Annotated in this window: 14 protein-coding genes; 9 read left to right on the plus strand and 5 right to left on the minus strand. The window is 75.6% G+C overall.

What is annotated here, in order from left to right:
• Positions 1–12: 12 nt before the first annotated feature.
• From BLW85_RS32605 to BLW85_RS32615, 3 genes are all read right to left on the minus strand, one after another.
• Positions 13–3,165 carry a non-ribosomal peptide synthetase gene (locus BLW85_RS32605; RefSeq protein WP_074994673.1) on the minus strand — a complete coding sequence of 1,051 codons (3,153 nt, stop codon included), beginning with the start codon at positions 3,163–3,165 and terminating at the stop codon, positions 13–15.
• Positions 3,162–6,347, minus strand: a complete 3,186-nt coding sequence (locus BLW85_RS32610; protein ID WP_143060480.1) for a non-ribosomal peptide synthetase — start codon at positions 6,345–6,347, stop codon at positions 3,162–3,164. The genes BLW85_RS32605 and BLW85_RS32610 overlap by 4 nt, the downstream gene beginning before the upstream one ends.
• A 126-nt stretch (positions 6,348–6,473) precedes the next feature.
• On the minus strand, positions 6,474–7,718 hold the full coding sequence (locus BLW85_RS32615; protein WP_143060481.1) for an ATP-grasp domain-containing protein: 1,245 nt from the start codon (positions 7,716–7,718) through the stop codon (positions 6,474–6,476).
• 315 nt (positions 7,719–8,033) lie between these two features.
• Here BLW85_RS32615 and BLW85_RS32620 point away from each other — a divergent pair, with 315 nt between their 5' ends.
• The 6 genes from BLW85_RS32620 (at position 8,034) to BLW85_RS32645 (ending at position 13,069) form a co-directional block, all read left to right on the plus strand.
• Positions 8,034–8,282, plus strand: a complete 249-nt coding sequence (locus BLW85_RS32620) for an acyl carrier protein (RefSeq protein WP_167381445.1) — start codon at positions 8,034–8,036, stop codon at positions 8,280–8,282.
• A 52-nt stretch (positions 8,283–8,334) separates the two neighbouring features.
• A complete protein-coding gene (locus BLW85_RS32625) occupies positions 8,335–9,072 on the plus strand; it encodes a thioesterase II family protein (protein ID WP_167381446.1) in 738 nt (245 codons plus the stop codon).
• A gap of 32 nt (positions 9,073–9,104) precedes the next feature.
• Complete coding sequence (locus BLW85_RS32630; RefSeq protein ID WP_074994683.1) at positions 9,105–10,715, plus strand: amino acid adenylation domain-containing protein; 1,611 nt, start codon at positions 9,105–9,107, stop codon at positions 10,713–10,715.
• 60 nt (positions 10,716–10,775) lie between these two features.
• Positions 10,776–11,924: a hypothetical protein gene (locus BLW85_RS32635; protein WP_074994685.1), complete on the plus strand. Its 1,149-nt coding sequence runs from the start codon at positions 10,776–10,778 to the stop codon at positions 11,922–11,924.
• Positions 11,921–12,565 (plus strand): HAD family hydrolase, encoded by a 645-nt coding sequence (locus BLW85_RS32640; RefSeq protein ID WP_070029666.1) that lies wholly within the window; start codon positions 11,921–11,923, stop codon positions 12,563–12,565. The genes BLW85_RS32635 and BLW85_RS32640 overlap by 4 nt, the downstream gene beginning before the upstream one ends.
• Before the next feature lie 93 nt (positions 12,566–12,658).
• Positions 12,659–13,069 carry a DUF3592 domain-containing protein gene (locus BLW85_RS32645; RefSeq protein WP_244174952.1) on the plus strand — a complete coding sequence of 137 codons (411 nt, stop codon included), beginning with the start codon at positions 12,659–12,661 and terminating at the stop codon, positions 13,067–13,069.
• A 22-nt stretch (positions 13,070–13,091) separates the two neighbouring features.
• On the opposite strand, the gene BLW85_RS32650 is transcribed toward BLW85_RS32645, so the two are convergent.
• Together BLW85_RS32650 and BLW85_RS32655 are read right to left on the minus strand one after the other, a co-directional pair.
• On the minus strand, positions 13,092–13,772 hold the full coding sequence (locus tag BLW85_RS32650) for an ABC transporter ATP-binding protein (RefSeq protein ID WP_070029667.1): 681 nt from the start codon (positions 13,770–13,772) through the stop codon (positions 13,092–13,094).
• On the minus strand, positions 13,769–14,854 hold the full coding sequence (locus BLW85_RS32655) for an ABC transporter permease (protein WP_074994687.1): 1,086 nt from the start codon (positions 14,852–14,854) through the stop codon (positions 13,769–13,771). The genes BLW85_RS32650 and BLW85_RS32655 overlap by 4 nt, the downstream gene beginning before the upstream one ends.
• A gap of 171 nt (positions 14,855–15,025) precedes the next feature.
• Between BLW85_RS32655 and BLW85_RS32660 the strand changes: the two genes are divergently transcribed.
• From BLW85_RS32660 to BLW85_RS32670, 3 genes are all read left to right on the plus strand, one after another.
• Complete coding sequence (locus BLW85_RS32660; RefSeq protein WP_074994689.1) at positions 15,026–16,246, plus strand: sensor histidine kinase; 1,221 nt, start codon at positions 15,026–15,028, stop codon at positions 16,244–16,246.
• Positions 16,243–16,881 (plus strand): response regulator, encoded by a 639-nt coding sequence (locus tag BLW85_RS32665; RefSeq protein WP_070029670.1) that lies wholly within the window; start codon positions 16,243–16,245, stop codon positions 16,879–16,881. The genes BLW85_RS32660 and BLW85_RS32665 overlap by 4 nt, the downstream gene beginning before the upstream one ends.
• 152 nt (positions 16,882–17,033) lie before the next feature.
• Positions 17,034–19,205 (plus strand): DEAD/DEAH box helicase, encoded by a 2,172-nt coding sequence (locus BLW85_RS32670; RefSeq protein ID WP_079172478.1) that lies wholly within the window; start codon positions 17,034–17,036, stop codon positions 19,203–19,205.
• Positions 19,206–19,332: the final 127 nt, after the last annotated feature.

A 19,332-nucleotide genomic window follows, 5' to 3' on the forward strand; every position in this document is an offset into this window, starting at 1 on the left:
GATTCCTGGTACCTAGAGGGTCGATGAGGGCCGCCGGCCGACGCGCCAGCCGCTGAGGGCGCGGGAACGGTCGCGGCCCCGGGCCGCGCCCCGCGCCGCGGGTCCGTCGGCCGCGGCGGCACCGTCGAGGTGTGCCGCGAGGGCGCGCACGGTGGTGTGGCGGAACAACTCGGCCGCCGTGAGCCGGGGATGGGCGGTGCGCAGCGCCGCCAGCACCCGCAGCACCCCGTGCGAGGTCCCGCCGAGCTCGAAGAAGGTCGCGTCGTGGTTCTGGACGGGGCGGCCGAGGACCGTCTCCCACACCCGGCACAGGCGCGCCGCCGTGGACCCGCCCGCCGTGGACCCGCCCGCCGGGGGCGGCCCGGCGGGGGCGGCCGGCCGCGGCTCGGCCGCCCAGCGGGCCAGGGTGTCGCGGTCGAGTTTGCCGTTGGGCAGCTGCGGCAGCGCGGGGACGCGCAGCCATGCGCCGGGGACCGCGGCCGGGGGGAGCCAGGCCTCGGCGTGGGCGCGCAGCTCCCGCAGCGGGCCGGGGGCCGCCGGGCCGGGCGCTCCGTCCGCCGCGACGCCGTCCGGCAGGAACGCCACCAGGTGGGTGGAGTCGGCGTTCGGGGCCACGGCGACCTCCGGCGCGCCGCCCGCGCGCAGGGTGGCCTCCACCTCTTCCACCTCGATCCGCTGGCCGAGGATCTTGCACTGTCCGTCCCGGCGGCCGAGGAACCGCAGCCCCTCCGGGCCGTCGAGGACGACCAGGTCCCCGGTGTCGTAGCCGCGCCCGCGGCCCCCGCCGAGCGTCACGAACCGCTCGGCGGTCAGCTCCGGGCGGTGCCAGTACCCCTCGGCGACCCCCAGGCCGCCGATGACCAGCCGGCCTGGGCAGCCCGGGGGCAGCCGCCGGCCCAGCCCGTCCAGCACGTGGCAGGACTCGCCCGGCAGCGGCAGCCCGATCCGGACGGCGGCGCCCCGGACGACCCGCCAGGTGGTGGACCACACGGTGGTCTCCGTGGGGCCGTAGCAGTTGACGACCGGCCCCGGGACGGTCGCCGCCAACTCGTCCGCCAGGTCGGGGGCGAGGGGCTCGCCGCCCACCAGCAGGGCGCCCAGCCGGCCCAGCAGGGCGCGGCCCGCCGGGTCGGCGAGCAGCAGCCGGGCGATGGTGGGCGTGCACTGGTACAGCGCCCCGGCAGGCACGTCCTGCTCGGCCGCCTGCCGGTGCCCGGTCACCAGGACGGTGCGCCCCCGGGTGAGCGGCCACAGCAGTTCCAGGACGCTGATGTCGAAGGACAGGCTGGTGCCCGCGACCGTCAACGGCGCCCCGGGCAGGGTCTGTTCGCACGCGTCGAAGAGCGCGGTCAGCCGGGCGTGTCCCACCACGACGCCCTTGGGCCGGCCGGTCGAGCCGGAGGTGTGCAGGATGTACGCGCGTCCGGCCGGGTCCGCGCCGTCCTCCTCGCCGTCCGCCGGTACGGCGGCGCCGGCGTCGGCCATGTCCAGCGGCAGGACGCCGGGCGTGTCCCGCAGCGCCCCCGGCAGCTCCCGGTCGCCCAGGACGACGGCCGGGGCGGTGTCCGCCACGATGAACCGCAGCCGATCCGCCGGGTACTCGGGGTCCAGCGGCACGTACACCGCGCCCGCCCGCCAGACGGCGAGCACGGCCACCACCAGGTCGGTGCCCCGCGGCAGGCAGATGCCCACCCGGTCCCCGGGCCGCACCCCCCGGCCGGTGAGCGCGCGGGCCACCGCGCGCGACCGCCGCTCCAGGGCGGCGTAGGAGAGCGCCCGCTGTCCGTCGGTGACGGCGGTGGCCTCGGGCGTCGTACGGGCGTGTCGCAGGACGAGTTCGTGCACCGGCCGCGGGTCGGGGTCCAGCAAGGCGCCTTCGAGGACGGCCAGTTCGGCCTCCTCCGTCTCGCCGAGGAGGTCGATCGCGGCGAGCGGGCGCACCGGGTCCTCGGTGAGCCGCTCCAGGAGACGGGCCACGTGGTCCACCGTGTTGCGGGCCCGCTCCGGCGGCAACGCGCCCTCGCGGTACACGAGTTCGAGCCGTATCCCGCCGTCGGGCAGATGGCGCAGGGCCAGGCAGCAGTCGTACTCGGCCTCCCCGGTGTCCGTCTCGCCGACCGTCCAGCGCAGCCCGCCCGCCTCGACCGGCGGCACCGGGACCGTCTCGGTGCACAGGATCTGGGCGAGCGGCTTGCGGCCGGGCTCCCGTACGGCGCGCACGCAGGACAGGATCTCCTCGAAGGGCAGTGCGGCGTGGTCCAGCGCGTCGAACAGGGCGTCCACGGTCCGGTCCACCACCGTCGAGGTGTCCGCCCCGGCCAGGCCGACGCGGACCGGGACGGTGTTCTGGAGACAGTCGATGCGCCGGTCGCCGCCGTCCCCCCGGCCGCTCACCGGGACCGCGAGGACGACGTCGTCCCGGTCCAGGTACCAGGCCGTCACCGCGCCGACCGCGGCGAGGAACTGGGCGAACGGGCTGGCGCCGGTGGTCCGGGCGCGCTGCCGCAGCCGGTCGCAGAGCGCGGCCGGCAGGTCCCTCACGACGGTCCGCTTGCGCCGGCCGGCCGCGGGCCGCGTCCAGGGCAGTTCGGTCCGCCGGGGGCAGCCCTCCAGGTAGCGCCGCCAGAAGGCGCGCAGCCGTTCCCCGTCCGCGCGCGGCGCCGGATCGTCCACCGGGGCGTCCGCGGCCGGTGCGGCCGAAGCGGGTTCGGCGTAGGCGCCGGTGAGCGCGGACAGCAGCAGGGCGGTGGAGTCGTCGTCGAAGACCGCGTGGTGCACGGCGATCAGACAGTGGGTGCGGCGCGGGCCGACCAGCGCCCTGATCCGGCACAACGGGCCGCCGCCGTGTTCGAACGGCACCGCCAGCGCGGCGGACTCCGCCGCCACCAGCGCGTCCGGGTCCGCGGTCGTCCGCATCACCAGGTCCACCGCGTCGGGGTCGTGCACCCGCCGGCGCAGCCCCTCGGGGTCGAGGTGCAGCGAGGTGCGCAGCGCCGGGTGGGCCGTGACCACCGCGCGCAGCGCCTCCCGCAGCCGCTCGGGATCGGCCGCCCCTTCCGCGGTGATCCGCTTGACGAGGGTGCGGGCGGCGCCGCCGTCCTGCTGGTCCAGCAGGAAGAACCGCAGCTGTCCGGGGGTGGCCGGGCGGGTGTCGGGCCGGCTCATCCGGCGGCCTCCCCAGGTGCGCCGGCCCTGTCGCGCAGCAGTGCCGTCATGGCCGCCGGGGTGGCATGGCGGATGACCTCCTTGAGGGCCAGTTCCGGCAGTCCGGCGCCGCGCAGCGCCGTCTTGAGCCGCAGTGCGAGCAGGGAGGTGCCGCCGAGGTCGAAGAAGTTGTCGTCCGGGGCGACGGGCACGTCCAGCACGTCGCGCCAGACCCCGACGACCCGGTCGAGGACGTCACCGGCCGCGTCCGGGGAGCCGGCGGGGCCGGCCGGGGCGTCCGCGTCCGGTTCCGGGGCGGGCAGCCGCGCCTTGTCGAGCTTGCCGTTGGCGGTGACCGGAAGGGCCGTGAGCGCGGTGACGGTCTGCGGCACCATGTACTCGGGCAGCCGGGCCGCCGCCCGGCGCAGCAGCCCGTCGGTGGACCCGCCGTCCGCGAGCACCACATAGGCGTCCAGACGGGCCTCGGCGGTGCCCGCGCCGTGCACGACGACCGCCGCGGACGTGACCGACGGGTCCCGCAGCAGGGCGTCGCGGACCTCGCCGAGTTCGATGCGGAAGCCGCGCACCTTCACCTGGTCGTCCAGTCGTCCCAGGTGTTCCAGCACCCCGCCGGGCAGCAGCCGGCCCTGGTCGCCGCTGCGGTAGAGCCGTCCGCCCGGCACCCGCGGGTGGCGGTCGGTGGTGAAGCGTTCGGCCGTCAGCTCGGGGCGGTCGAGATAGCCGAGCGCCACCCCCGCGCCGCCCACGTGCAGTTCTCCGGCGACGCCGGGCGCCACCGGGCGGCCGTGCGCGTCCAGGACGTATATCTCCCAGCCGGGCAGCGGACGGCCGACCACCCGGCTGCCGGTGCGGGTGTCCTCGCGGGTGACCGTGTGGGTGGTGCTGTGCACGGTGGTCTCGGTGATGCCGTACATGTTCTCCACGCGCGCCCCGGGATACCGCTCGAACCAGGGCGCCAGGGTGCGCGTGTCCAGCGGTTCGCCGCCGAACACCACCAGGCGCACCGACAGACCGCCCCGCGCCAGCCGGTCGGTGGCGAGCAGCAGCCCGAACGCGGTCGGCGTCTGGCTGAGGACGGTCACCTCCTCGTCCTCCAGCAGCTGGTGGAACTCCTCCGGGTTGCGCGAGACCGCCCGGGGCACGACCACCAGCCGGCCGCCGGTGAGCAGACAGACCCAGATCTCCCAGGCGGAGAAGTCGAAGGCGAACGAGTGGAACAGCGACCACACGTCGTCCGGGCCGAGGCCGAAGTCCTCGCGCGTCGCGTTCAGCAGCGAGGTGACGTTGCGGTGCGTCACCAGCACGCCCTTGGGCCGGCCGGTGGAGCCGGAGGTGTGGATGGCGTAGCAGGGCAGATCCGGGTCGACGGCGGGCAGCGGCCGGGCCGGGTCCCGGGGGCGGGTGTGCACCGGCAGCCAGTCGATGTGCTCGGGCAGGTCCGCCGGGCGGGAGTCCGCGTCGCCGACCACCACCCGCACGTCCGCGTCGCCGATCACGAGGGCCAGCCGCGCCTCGGGGTAGGAGGGGTCGAGCGGCACGTACGCCGCTCCGGTCTTCAGCACGCCCAGCAGGGCGACGATCAGATCGCAGGAGCGTTCCATGCGCACGCCCACCCGGTCCCCGGCCCGCACCCCGGCCTCCGCCAGCGCGCGGGCCACGGTGTCGGAACGCTCGTCGACCTCGGCGTAACGCAGCGCGGTGCGCCCGTCGTTGACGGCGATGCGGTCGGGCGACAGCCCGGCGCGCCGGGTGAACAGCGCGGGCACGGACAGCTCCTCGGGCGCGAGGGGGGCGCCGAGCCCGGCGTCCAGGACCCGCTGCCGGTCCGCTTCGTCGAGGACACTCACCGAGACCAGGCGCGCGTCCGGCCGCTCGGCGAACTCGCGCAGCACGGCGACGAGCTGTCGGGTGAACAGGGCTGCCTGCTCGGCCGAGAACCACCGGTGACGGAACTGGAGCAGCCCCCGCGCGGCGCCCTCGGCCGCCATGTCGACGTACACCAGCAGCGGGAACTTCGCGGCGCCCGCGAAGGGGTGGGGGAGCGGCCGCGCGGTGAGTCCCGGCAGCCGCAGGGGCGGCGGGGTCCACAGCGGGGCGACGGCGGCGGTCAGCGGACCGGCGCCGGACTGGTGGCCGGCGGGCAGCACGTCGAAGAGCGGCAGGTCCGCGTCCCGGTAGGCGGCGAGGCACTGGCGGTGGCAGGTGCGCAGGAAACCGGCGACGGTGCCGTCCTCCGCGAGACGGACCGGGACGGGGACGGTGTTGCTGAAGTAGCCGATGGTGTGCCGCTGCGCGGCCGGCCGGCGGGTGACGAAGCTGCCGACCAGCGAGGCGTCCGTGCCGCCGTTGCGCGCGAGCACCAGCCCCACCGCGGCGGTCAGCGCCGAGTAGCGGGAGATGCCCAGGGTGCGGGCGGTGCCGGCCAGTTTCCGCCATACGTCGTCCGGGACGGTGAACGGCAGCTGGCCGCCGTCGGCGTCGCCCGCCGCCGCGTCGCCGCACCCCCAGGCCGGTTCGGTACCGAGCGGGAGGGCGGCCAGTTCGGCGCGGCGGGCGGCCGCCCGGCCGGCCCCGCGCAGGGCGGCCCCGGCCGCGGCCGTCGCCCAGCCCGGATAGTCGCCCGGGGACCGTGTGGTGTCGCCCGTCAGCACCTCGGCGACGGCCGTCTCCATCGCCTGGTCGTCGACGACGAGGTGACTGGCGGTCAGCACCAGATCGGCGTCGCCGTCCTCTCGGCGCAGCAGCGCCCCGCGCATCAGCGGCCCGTGCCGGGTGTCGATCGGGCGCAGGCACTCCGCCAGGCGCCGGTCCGCGCCGTCGTCGTCCGCCGCGGACGGCGGGAGGGTCTCGTCGCGCCATTCCGGGGCGGTGTCCGACCGGGCCATGCCGAGGGCCGGGCCGTCGTCCACGAGGCGCGAGGACAGGGCCGGATGCCTGCGCACGAGGGCCCGGAAGCGCTCCGCGAGCAGTTCGCCGTCGAAGGTGCCGGTGAGGCGGTAGGCGGCGACCACCGTGTGCATCCCCGGCCGTTCGGCCAGGGCGTCGGCGAGGTGGACGCCGACCTGGTTGGGCGCGAGCGGCCAGCCGGCCCCGGCCGGCCGGGCGGCGCCCGCCGGGTCACCGCCGTCGATGGCGCTGGCGTCCGGGCCCGGCCCCACGAGCCCGCCACTGCGGTCGATCACGGCTTGCCTCCAGTCGGTGCGTGTCCTGGTGGTGACGGGCTGGACCGCGGCGCGGGCGGCGCCGCGGAACACCGGCCGGCCCGGGTGTCTTCACCGGCGCGCCGGTGCGGCCCCGTGCGGACCGGCTCACTCATAGTCGATCCAGTCGACGGCCTCGATCGCGGCCACCGTCTCGGCGAGCGCCGCCGGGTCGGGAGCGGCCCCGCTGAGCGCGGCCACGTTGCCGGCCGCGCCGATCCGCCAGTCGACGGGCGCGCCCGGTTCGACCAGTGGCACCACCCGCTCCACGAACGGCAGCCGGCGCAGCTCCGTCAGGTCGCGCACCGCCTTGACCCGGGTGGCCCCCACGGGCGGCACGATCAGATAGTGGAAGACGGCGGGACCGCGCCCCACCGGGTCGGGGGTGGTGTACGGGCGGCCCAGCGCCGCCTTGACGGCGATGTCGGCCGGCACGCTGCTGCCCGCGCGCACGCCGAGGTCGTCCACCCAGGCGCCCAGGCGGCCGTTGACCTCGATGACCCGCGGGCCGTCGGGGGTCAGCTTGATCTCGACGTCGGCCACCCCGTGCACACCGAGGGCGCCGACCGCCCGGCACGCCAGGTCGGCCACCTCCCGGACCAGGTCGTCCGGTACCACCGACTGCCCGCCGTAGGCGCCGCGTTCCCGGAAGGGCTCGGCGAGCGCGAACTTGCTGCTGACGAAGACCGGGCGCACATCGTCGCCGCGGGCGACGCAGTCCACCGCCATGTAGTCGCCCCACGGAGCCTCGACCGGCATGCCGACCAGCAACTCCTCCACGACCACCGCCGTTTCGGCCGGCCCGCCGATCCCGCCGAGCGCCGCCGCGACCACCGCGCGGCACTCGTCCGCCGTGGCGACGGCGGTGGTGTTGCGGCTCGACGCGCCGACGACCGGTTTGACGATCGCGGGCAGTCCCACCCGCGCGATGGCCGCGTCCACCTGGTCGGCGGCGGTCACCGTGCAGAACCGCACGGTGTCCAGGCCCACTTCGGCGAACCGCTCGCGCTGGCGGTCCTTGTTGGTCACCGCCTCCCGCAGGGCGGGCGAGTGGTACGGCAGGCCGAGCGCCGCGGCCAGCCGGACGGTGTCGGCGATGCGGAATTCGCTGAACGTGATGATTCCGGCGGGGTTCAGCCCGCGCAATTCATCGACGACCGACGCCTCGGTGCGTCCCGCGGAGTTCACCACCCGGCCCAGTCTGCCGAGGACCGGGAGCATCTGCTGTGCGTGTTCCGAGTCCGCGGCGACGAATGCCATTTCGCAGCCATTGGCGCGGGCGACCTGGGAAAGACGGAGCGGTGCGAGGCTTCCGACGTCGTAGACGGCGAGGAGTACCGGTGAATCGCTCAAGTGGGTGGTCCTTCCCAAGTGTTCGACGGTTCTCTCGCCGGGCCACAGCGGGGTTCACGCGGCGAGAAAGGCATCCGTGTACATGAGAGGCGGAAGAAGCATAGCCAGCGACCAGGGCCCGGCAAACATCGGTTTTCGGCCACCGCCTCCCGGATGGTTTCGCCGGAGGTTGCCGGGTGACCTGCGTCACATTCACCGACGAAAGGTTTCGCCATCTGCGGCGCCGACCAATTTCATAGCGTTGGCAGCCCAATCCCGTCCGTTGGTCCGCGTCGGTCTCGGAATCGTCGTGCCTTTGATGAGATGAGGAGCCAGATGAGCCAGACTCCCGGTACGGAAAACGGTGCGGACCGCATTCCGGTGTTGTGGGCAGAAGTCCTCGGAACCGGTTCCGACCCGAATCTCGGTTTTCTGGAGAACGGTGGGGATTCCTTCCGGGCCCTCACTCTCTCCACCATGATCCACGAGGAGACGGGCGTCGAGGTGGATTTCCTCGACATCCTGGAGAGCGAGAACGCCCACGCATTGCGCGAACGCGTGCGCTCCGCGGCCGACTCGTCCTGACGTATTCGGCCGACGGGCCCCGGAAATGAGAATCCGCGATCGGAGGAAACACGTGTCCGCTCCGCGCGTCGCGGAAGAGACGCCCTGCCCAGAACCGGCCGCTCCCCGGCCCCTCCGGATGATGTGCGTCCCCTACGCGGGGGCGGGCGCCGGTGTGTACCGGGGATGGCGGCAGCGACCCGGCGCGGTCCTCGACGTGGTGCCCATCCAACTCCCCGGACGCGAGGAGGAGTTCGCGGCGCCGTTCCACCGCACGGTCCGGGCGGCCGCCGAGGACGTCGCCGGCCGGGTCGCCGGGCACGCCGACGGGGCCCCCTACGTCCTCTTCGGCCACAGCCTCGGCGCCCTCCTCGCCTACGAGGCGACCCGCCACCTGCTGGAGACCGGCGGCCCCCCGCCCCGGCACCTGGTGGTCAGCGGCTCGGTGAGCCCCCGGCGCCGCCGCCCCGAGAAACTGTCCGACGATCCGGTGCGGGCCGTCGCCCAGTTGCGCGAACTGACCGGGCAGCCGGAAGCCTTCGCCGACCCCGAGATCCGCGACCTCCTGCTGCCCGCCCTGCGCGCCGACATCGCGATGTCCGAGGGCTACCGCCCGCAGCCGCACCGCCCGCTGCCGGTCCCGCTCACGGCACTTCGCGGCACCGCCGACGCCTCCGTCCCGGCCGCCGACTGGCGGGACTGGGCGGCCTACACCTCGGCGGGCTTCCAGGCCGTCGAGTTCCCCGGCGGCCACATGTACCTCACCGAGTCCTGGCCCGCCGTGCTGCGCGCCCTCGCGGAGCTGGTGTGACGACCCCCGGTACGCAACGAAAGGAGCCGCCCGTGGCAGCGGCCGCCCCCGCGACCCTCCATGAGCTGTTCGCCCGCTCCGCCGCCCGCCATCCGGACCGCACCGCGCTGGAGGTGGACGGCCGGACCTTCGGCTACGCGGAGCTGGACCGCCTGTCGGACCGGCTGGCCGGACGGATCCTGCGCCGGACCGGCCACCGCCCCGCACGGGTGGGGCTGCTGGCCGCCCGCAGCCTCACGGCCTACGCGGGCTACCTGGCCGCGCTGCGGCTGGGCGCCGCGGCGGTGCCCATCAACCCCGCGCACCCGCCCGCCCGGCAGCTGGCCGTCGTCAAGGACGGCAACCTCGACCTCGTCGTCGGCACGCCCCCGCGCGCCCGGGGCGGTACCCAGGCGCCGCCCGACCTCGGCGTGCCCCTGCTGCTCGTCGACGAGGCGTCGCTGACGGAACCGGCCGACGGCACCGGCGCGGCGCGGGGCGACGACGGCACGGACCCGGGCGGACCGGCCGCCGCGCCGCCGCGGCCGGACGACATCGCCTACATCCTGTACACCTCGGGCTCCACCGGAGCGCCGCGCGGTGTGCCCGTGCGGCACGCGAACATCGTGCCGTTCATCGACTGGGCCGTCGACGCCTGCGGTATCGGCCCGCAGGACCGCACCTCCCAGAACGTCGAGTTCTCCTTCGACGTGGCCGTCTACGAGATGTTCGTGACCTGGGCGGCCGGCGGCGCGCTGGTCGTGCCCCGCGCCAACGACGTGCTGCGGCCCTCCCGGTTCGTCAACGAGCACCGGATCACGCACTGGTTCTGCGTGCCGTCCCTCGGCAGCCTCGCCGAGCGCACCGGCGCGCTCGCCCCCGACTCGATGCCCACCCTGACCAAGGTCATGCTGGGCGGCGAACGGCTCACCGCCGAACAGGCGCGGCAGTGGGCCGAGGCCGCGCCCAACGCCGTACTGCACAACATGTACGGGCCGACCGAGATGAGCGTCGTCTGCGTGCACAAGGACCTCGGGGGCGCCGGCCGGCTCGTGCCCGCCGGCTCCAACGGGACGATGCCCATCGGCGAGGTGCTGCCGCACCTGGAGAGCGTCGTGCTCGGGGAGGACGGCCTGCCCGCCGAGACCGGCGAGTTGTGCCTGCGCGGGCCCCAGCGGTTCGCCGGCTACCTCGACCCGGCCCACAACGAGGGGCGGTTCCTGCGCCGCCGGCCCGGGGAGCCCGCGGTCGCCTTGCCGGCGGGGGAGGAGCCCCGCGACACGGACTGGTACCGCACCGGCGACCTGGTCCGCCCGGAGGGCGAGGGACTGGTCTTCCTGGGCAGGCTGGACGACCAGGTGAAGGTGCGCGGCCACCGCATCGAAGTGGGCGAGGTGGAGGCGCAGTTGACGCGCCACCCCGCGGTCCGGGAGGCCGTCGTGGTCGCCCACGGGTCCGGGCCGGAGGCGACGCTGGTCGCCCACTACACGGGCACCGCCACCCCGCCCGCCGCACTCACCGGCTTCCTGCGCGGGCGGCTCCCGCACTACATGCTGCCGAGCCGCTTCCTGCACCGGGAGTCGTTCCCGCTGAACACCAACGGCAAGATCGACCGCCGCTCGCTGCCCGCCCCCGATCCCGGCCCCGGACACACACCGCACTGAGCCGCGCGCCCGGCCGGGGTGCGCGCGCCCACCACCACTTCGACCCGCTGCGGAGGAGACATGTCAGGCACCACGACCGGTGAGGTACCGAAGATCCTCCTCATCGGTTCCGGTGACCTCACCATACGGTTGGGTCATCTGCTGGCGAGCGCGGAACCGGAGACGCGGCTCGTCCTCGCGAGCCGCTCGGCGGAGCGCGCCACCCGCTTCGCGAACCTGACCAAGCTGGCGGCCGCCAACCTCGGCCGGATACGCGAGGTCGAGGCGGTGGCCATGGACATGGCCGACGTGGACCGCACCGCGGAGCAGCTGAGGCGCATCCGGCCGACGATCATCTTCATGGGCGCCTCCATCCAGGCCGCCCGCGCCATCATGGACCTGCCCGAGGAACTGTTCCGACGGCTCGACGAGGCCCAGCTCGGCCCCTGGCTGCCGATGCACCTCACGCTCGTGCACGAGCTGATGCAGGCGGTGCGCCTCGCGGAGTCGCGGGCCGTCGTCGTCAACGGCGCCTACCCCGACGCGGTCGGCCCCGCCCTCGCGGCCCTCGACCTGGCGCCCGACGTCGGGATCGGCAACATCGGCAACATCGTGCCCGGCATCACCTGGGCGGCCGCCGAGGAACTGGGCGCCTCCCCGGCCGAGGTCGAGGTGAAGGCCGTGGGGCACCACTACTTCAGCCACCACGTGCACCGGTTCGGCGAGGCCCGCGGCATCCCGCACCTGCTCGACGTCCGCGTCGCGGGCACCCCGGCCACGGTCGACGCCGACGCGGCGTACGCCCGGCTGGCCGGCGGCCTGCGGCGCCAGGGCGGCAAGGAGGGCCAGCAGCTGACGGCCACCTCCGCCGCGCGCCTCCTGCTCGCGCTGCTGTCCCGCACGGAGCAGTCCCTGCACGCGCCCGCCCCCGGCGGCATGACCGGCGGCTACCCGGTCCGGGTCTCGCGCGAGGGCGTGCGGCTCGACCTGCCGCCCGGCACCGCCCCAGCGGCGGCCGAGGCCGTCAACCGGCGCTGCCAGCTCCTGGACGGGATCGAGCGCGTGGCCGCCAACGGCACGGTCCAGTTCACCGAGGAACGCATGGCGGTGATGCGGGAGATGCTGGGCTACCACTGCACCGAGCTGAAGGTCGCCGACGCCCGCTCCGCGGCGACCGAACTCGCCGGGCGCTACGACGCCTTCCTGCGCCGGCACGGACTGGGCGCATGACCGCGCACACCGTGCTCTTCGACCTCGACGGCGTGCTCGTGGACAGCCAGGACGCCGAGGTGCTGGCCCTGCTGGAGTTCGCCCGGACCGTGCACGCCCGGGTCCCGGCCGAGGGCTTCGCCGAGCGGGTCGCGGGCCGCCGGATGAGCGAGTCGGTCGCCATCATCGGGCAGTACACGGACACCCCGCTGCCGGACGACGCGGTGGAGCGGGTCCGGGAGATCGCCGAGCGGTATCTGGCGACCCGGTTGCGCGCCACCCCGGGGATGGCGGCGGCCCTGCGGGAGATCACGGCACCCGTGTACGTGGTGTCGAACTCGCCCCTCGGCATGATCGAGGACCGCCTGCGCCGCACCGGCCTCGCCGGCTTCTTCACCGGCCCGCACTTCTCGGCGTACGAACTGGGCACGTGGAAGCCGGACCCCGGCCTCTACCGGCAGGCGGTACGGACGCTGGGGGCGGACCCGGAGACCGTCGTCGCCATCGAGGACAGCGAGGTCGGCGTGCGCTCCGCCCACGACGCGGGCCTGCGCGTCCACTGGTACCGGCCGGACCGGCCGCGGGAGAGCCGGTGCTCGGGGCGCGTCCGGGTGTTCGGGGACATGAGCGCACTGCCCGCGCTGCTCGCCGCCCGGGTGTGACCGGGCCGCCCGCGCCGCAACCGTCCGCGCGTGATCCGCGTCCCCTGTTTCCGTGGTTCGAACGGCACGGGGGCGGACGGAAGAGGCGGCAAGGTGGAGAACGGGTTCATCGGCGTCATCGTGTGCGGAGCGGTCGCGGTGCTGCTCCTGGCGGTCGGAGCGCGCGACGGCGCGCTGGTCTGGCGGCTGCGGCGGCACGGCATACGCACCTGGGGCGTCGTGGTGGACAACGTACGGGTGGAACGGCGTGACACGGGCCCCTCGTGGGCCCCGGTCATCGCTTTCGCCGACCTGCGCGGCCACCGGGTGGAGTTCACCACCCGGATGCGCGGCGGCGGCATGGGACTGGCGACCGGCCGCCGGGTGCCGGTGGTGTACCTGGCGCACGACCCGCAGGGCGCGCGGGTGTCCATGTGGCGGCACACGGTGGGCCCGGTCGTGTTCGCCCTGCTGGCGGGCCTGGTCTTCGCGGGCGCCGCGGTGCTCGTCGCCGTGACGGCGTGAGCGGGCCGCGGCCCGTCACGGCTCAGGCGGCCGCCGGGACGGTGAGCCGTCCGTCGTGGACCTCGGCGATCCGGTCGGCCGCGCCGAGGTGGGTGCGGTCGTGGGTGACCAGGACGGTGGCGGTGGGCTGATGACGGGTGAGCCGGGCGAGCAGGGCGACGACGCCGGCGCCGCGCTCGTGGTCCAGGGCGCTCGTGGGCTCGTCGACCAGCAGGACGGTGGGCTCGTTCATCAGGGCGCGGGCGATGTTGACGCGCTGGCGCTGGCCGCCGGAGAGCTGGTGCGGACGGCGGCCCGCCCGGTCGGCCAGGCCGACCGCGTCGAGGAGTTCCATGGCCCGGCCGCGGGCCCCGGCGGGGGAGCGGCCGTCGAGGTGCGCCATCACCTGGAGCTGCTCGACGGCGGTGAGGGAGGGCAGCAGATGGGGCTGCTGGAAGACGATGCCGATGGTGCGGCGGCGCAGCTCGGTCAGTTCGCGCCGGCTCAGCCCGGTGGTGCGGGTGCCGTCGACGGTGACGGTGCCCGCGTCCGGCGTGACCAGGGTGGCGGCGACGGCCAGGAGGCTGGACTTCCCGGAGCCGGAGGGGCCGACCACGGCGGTCAGGCTGCCCCGGGGCACCTCCAGGCTGACCCGGTCGAGGGCGGTGAGGCGGGTGTCGCCGTCCGGGTAGGTGAGGGTGACATCGGTCAGGTGCAGGCTCATCGGGCGCTCCCCAGGGCGGTCAGCGGGTCGACGGAGGTGATGCGGCGGACGGACAGGACGGCTCCGAGGGCACCGAGGACGATCGTCACCGCGGCCGGCGTCAGGACGGTGCCGGGGGTGAGGACGAACGGCACGGTCCCGGCGACGAGGGCGCCCACGCAGGCGGCGGCGCCGGTGCCGATCAGGGTGCCGCCGGCCAGCAGGACGACGGCCTGCCCGAGGGCGTCGCGCAGCAGCCCGGCGGTGGAGGCGCCCAGCGCCTTCAGAACGGCGACGTCACCGCCGCGCTGAATGGTCCACACGGTGAAGAAGGCCCCGACGACCAGCGCGGAGATGGCGAACAGAAAGCCGCGCATCAGCTGAAGGGAGCCGTTCTCCGAGGTGTAGGAGCCGATCGCGGACAGCGAGTCGCCGAGGGCGACGGTCCTGGTGCCGGCCTCCCGGTCGGTGGCCGCGAGCGCGGCCTTCGAGGTGGTGGTCAGGGCGATGACGGTGGCGGCCGGGCGTTGCCCGCCGCCGGTGGGCGGCGCCACCTTCCGCCAGACGTCCAGGCCGGTCCAGATCACCGGGGTGTGGCTGAAGAAGGCGTCGCCCCGCACCGCGGCCACCGTCAGCTGCTGCCCGGCCAGGGTCACGGAGCCGCCGGCCGCCACCCCCAGGTCGTCGGCGGCCGCGGTGGACAGCACCACCGTACGGTCGCCGATCGCGCCGCCGTCCGGGGCGAGGCGGGAGCCCGTGCGGACGCCGAAGGCGGAGACCGCGGCGCTCCGGTCCCCGGCGGTGGCCCGGGTGGTGGTGATCCCCAGCGGCTCGGCGCTCTCGACACCGGGGGCCGCCGACCACCGCCGCCACTGCGCCCCGGTGACGGCGGAGTCGGTGAACGACAGGTCCCGGCCGGCGGCGGGGGCCTGGAAGACGATCTCGGTGGCGGGCAGTCCCGTGACCGCCGAGACGTTCTGCCGGCCCAGTCCGGCGGTCAGCCCGGACAGCAGCCCGACCAGCAGGGTGATCAGCACGATGACGGTTCCCATCAGGGCGAACCGCCCCTTGGCGAACTTCAGGTCTCTCCAGGCGACGAACACGGCCCTGCCTGTCCTGTGTGGTGGTGGACATCGGTACGTCTCCACCGTCGCCGCCGGACCCCCACGGGCGCGTCCCCCGCCGGACGGCACTTCCCGGGCCGAAGGCCGCCACCCGGCTTCCATCTTTCGATGGAGGCCCCCGACCGGGAGCTTCCGTAGCCTGGAGGCACTGTGAACGCCGCCGCCCCCGCCCCGACCCCGACCACCCGCGCCCTGTCCTGGTGCCTGCACCTGCTCGTCGTCGGCCTGCTCGCCCTGGCCGCCGCACGCGCCGTGACCGACGGCCGGCCGCACACCGGGGCGGTCGTCGCCGCCTCGGCCGTGTGCGCCGCGGTGTACGCGGCCGGGCCGCTCCTGCCGGGCGTGCGCCGGTCCCGGCGGGCCGCCTCCCTGTGGCTCGCCGCGGTGGGCGCCGGATGGCTGGCGCTGCTGGTCCTGTCCGCGGACGCGGTATGGGTGGCGTTCCCGCTGTACTTCCTCCAGCTCCACCTGCTGCCGCGCCGCGCCGGACTCGCCGCCGTGGCGGCCACCGCGGCGGCCGCCGTCGCCGGCTTCGCGGCCCACCAGGGCTCCTTCGGCGCGGCCATGGTGATCGGACCCGCGCTGGGCGCCGCCGTCGCGGTCGCCGTGGTGTGGGGGTACCAGGCCCTCTACCGCGAGAGCGAACGGCGCAGGCGCCTGATCGAGGAGCTGACCGCCACCCGCGCCGACCTGGCCCGGGCCGAGCACACCGCGGGGGTGCTCGCCGAGCGCGAGCGCCTGGCCCGCGAGATCCACGACACCCTCGCGCAGGGGCTGTCCAGCATCCAGTTGCTGCTGCGCGCCGCCGAACGCGCCCTGCCCGCCCGGCCCGCGGTCGCCGCCGGGCACGTGACGGCGGCCCGGCAGGCCGCGGTGGACAACCTCGCCGAGGCCCGCCGCTTCGTCGCCGCCCTCACCCCGCCCGCCCTGGACGGCACCACCCTGGCCGACGCGCTGGCACGCCTGTGCGCCACCACCAGCGCCCACCACCGGATCACCGCCCGCTTCCGGCTCGACGGCCACCCCGTTCCGGTGGCCACCGCGCACGAGGTCGCCCTGCTGCGGGTCGCCCAGTCCGCCCTCGCCAACACCGTCCGCCACGCCGACGCCACCAGCGCCGAGGTCACCCTCGGCTACGGCACGGACCACATCGCCCTCGGCGTCGCCGACGACGGCACCGGCTTCGACCCCGGCCGCCCGCCCGCGCCCGACCCCGGCAGCGGCGGCTTCGGGCTGGCGGCCATGCGGGCCCGCATGCACGCCCTCGGCGGCACCCTGGCCGTCGAATCGGCCCTTGGCCAGGGCACCTCGCTGACCGCCCGACTCCCGCTCGACCCGCCCGCCGACACCACCCCGAAGGCCCGCCCGTGACCGACGACACGCCCATCCGCCTCCTGCTGGCCGACGACCACCCCGTGGTCCGGGCCGGACTGCGCGCCGTGCTGGAGACCGAGCCCGGCCTCGTCGTCGTGGCCGAGGCCGCCACCGCGGAGGACGCCGTCGCCCGTGCCGCCGTGGGCGACGTCGACGTGGTGCTCATGGACCTCCAGTTCGGCGGGGGCATGGGGGGCGCGCAGGCCACCGCCCTGATCACCGCCCGGCCCGGCGCGCCCCGCGTCGTGGTCGTCACCACGTACGACTCCGACGCCGACACCCTGCCCGCCATCGAGGCCGGCGCCACCGGCTACCTCCTCAAGGACGCGGATCCCGAGGACCTGGCCGCCGCCGTGCGCACCGCCGCCGCGGGCCGCACCACCCTCGCCCCCACCGTCGCCGAGCGGCTCATGAACCGGCTGCGCGCCCCCGGCACCGCCCTGACCCGGCGCGAGACCGAGGTCCTCGCCCTGGTCGCCGACGGCCTGTCCAACCAGGCCGTCGCCCGGCGCCTCCACCTCACCGAGGGCACCGTCAAGTCCCACCTCGCCCGCGTCTACGCCAAACTCGGCGTCGAATCGCGCACCGCCGCGGTCGCCACCGCCACCGACCTGGGACTCATCCGCCGCTGACCGGCCGCGGCACACAGCACCTCGACCGCGCCGCACCGGCCCTTCGGGGGGCGAGCGCCGCCGAGGGGGTGGCGCGAGCCGGTCCGGTCATATGGGAATCTTTGATGTTCCTGGGGGCGGGTGCGGGATCGTGAACGAGGGGGGCGGGGCGCGTGGGGCACGGCGAGCGGCAGACGCTTGCGCGCGGAGCGCGGCTGTACGAGGCGGCGCAGGCGGTCGCCGGTGACCACGCCGGGGCGGTCGAGGCGGTGCGGGCGGCGCTGAAGCCGCTGCACGACGCGGCCGTCCAGCGGGAGCTGGACGCCATCCCCGTCGCCCGGCTCCAGGACGTCACCGAGGGCCGCCTGCGGCTGGGCAACGTCGACAAGAGCGGCCTGGGCACGGTCGGCCAGGTCCTCGAAGCGGGCCCCTACCGGCTGCGGCAGATACCCGGCGTCGGACAGCGCACCGTCGACCAGATGCTCGCCGCCGCCCGGCGGCTGTCCGAGGCCGTGCACGAGACGGTGGCCGTCCGGATCGACGTGGACCGGCCGGACCCGGCCACCACCGCGCTCGTCGAGGCCCTGCACGTCCTGGTGGCGGCGGGCCCCGAGGCCCGGCGCGCGGTGGACGAGGCCGCGGCGCTGTCCCGGCGGCTCGGCCCGCTGCTGACCGAGGCCCGGCCCGCCGCCGGACGGCTCAGGATGCTGCTGGCCGGGCGGGAGAAGAGGGCGCGCGCCCTGACGGCACTCGCCGGCCTCCGCGCCCTGGTGGACGAGGCGGACCGGTCCGGCCTGCCAGAGTCGCTGGCCCAGACCTCGGTGGACCTGCTGCGCGGCACGCCGTCCGACGTCGCGGCCTGGGCGGACTTCGAGCTGCGCTCCGCCGACTACTACGGCCTGCTCGCCGAGATCTCCGGGCGGCTGCCGGACGCGGCCGCCGCCGAGGGCTTCCTGCCGGAGGAGATCGCCGAGCGGGTGCGCACCCAACGGCTCGACGACACCCACCGCCGGGTCTCCCTGCGCGGTTACCAGTCCTTCGGCGCGCGCTTCGTCCTCGCACAGCGCAAGGTGCTGCTCGGCGACGAGATGGGCCTCGGCAAGACCATCCAGGCGATCGCCGTGCTGGCGCACCTGGCGGCCGAGGGACAGACCCACTTCATGGTCGTCTGCCCGGCGAGCGTCCTCGTCAACTGGACCCGCGAGATCGAGGCCCGCAGCGCACTGCGGGTCACCGTGCTCCACGGCCCCGACCGGCACGACGCGTTCGCCGACTGGCGGGAGCGCGGCGGGGCCGGGGTGACCACCTTCGACGCGCTGCGCGGCTTCCCGGTGCCGGACGGCGGGGAGGTCGGGCTGCTCGTCGTGGACGAGGCGCACAGCGTGAAGAACCCGGGCGCCAAGCGGTCCCAGGCCGTGGCCCGGTGGACGGAGCTGTGCGAGCGCGCGCTGTTCATGAGCGGGACCCCGATGGAGAACCGGGTCGTCGAGTTCCGCAACCTGGTCGGCATGCTGCACCGCGGCATAGCGGACTCCCTGGGCGAGGGCGACGCGCCGGCCGGGTCGGTGGCCTTCCGCAAGGCCGTCGCCCCGGTGTACCTGCGGCGCAACCAGGTGGACGTCCTGACCGAACTGCCGAGCCTCCAGCAGAGCGACGAATGGGAGGAGCTGAGCGCGTCCGACGAGGAGGAGTACCGCGAGGCCGTCCGCGCCGGCAACTTCATGGCGATGCGCCGGGCCGCCTATATGCGGCCCGAGGGCTCGGCCAAGCTGGAGCGGCTGCGCGAGATCGTCCGCGAGGCCGGCGAGAACGGGCAGAAGACCGTCGTCTTCTCCAACTTCAAGGACGTGCTGGGCGTGGTCCGGGATCAACTCGCCCCCGGCACCCAGGTGTTCGGTCCGCTCACCGGAAGCGTCCCGGCCGGGCGGCGGCAGCAGCTGGTCGACGGCTTCTCGGCCGCCACGGGCCCCGCGGTGCTGCTGGCGCAGATCCAGGCGGCCGGCGTCGGCCTCAACATGCAGGCCGCCTCCGTCGTCGTCATCTGCGAACCGCAGATCAAGCCGACCATCGAGCACCAGGCGGTGGCCCGCGCCCACCGGATGGGCCAGGTCCGGCCGGTCCGGGTGTACCGCCTGCTCGCCACCGGGGGCGTGGACGAACGCCTGGTGAGGCTGCTGGAGGCCAAGACCCGCCTGTTCGACGCCTACGCGCGCCGCAGCGCCGTCGCCGAGGCCACGGCCGACGCGGTCGACGTCTCGGACACCGAGCTGGCCCGCCGCATCGTCGAGGAGGAACAGGCCCGCCTCGGCGTGGCGGACGACCGCCCGCTGCAACCGAGCGAGTGACGCGGCCCGGCGCGCACGGCCGCCCCGGACCGCCGCGCACCGAGCGGGTTGGGGCGGCACCGCGACGACGGCCGGGGCCCGCCGCCGGGCCGGACGCGGACGTCACCCGATCGCCACGCCGCGCCCG

Source organism: Streptomyces misionensis, assembly GCF_900104815.1.
Taxonomy (GTDB): Bacteria; Actinomycetota; Actinomycetes; order Streptomycetales; family Streptomycetaceae; genus Streptomyces; species Streptomyces misionensis.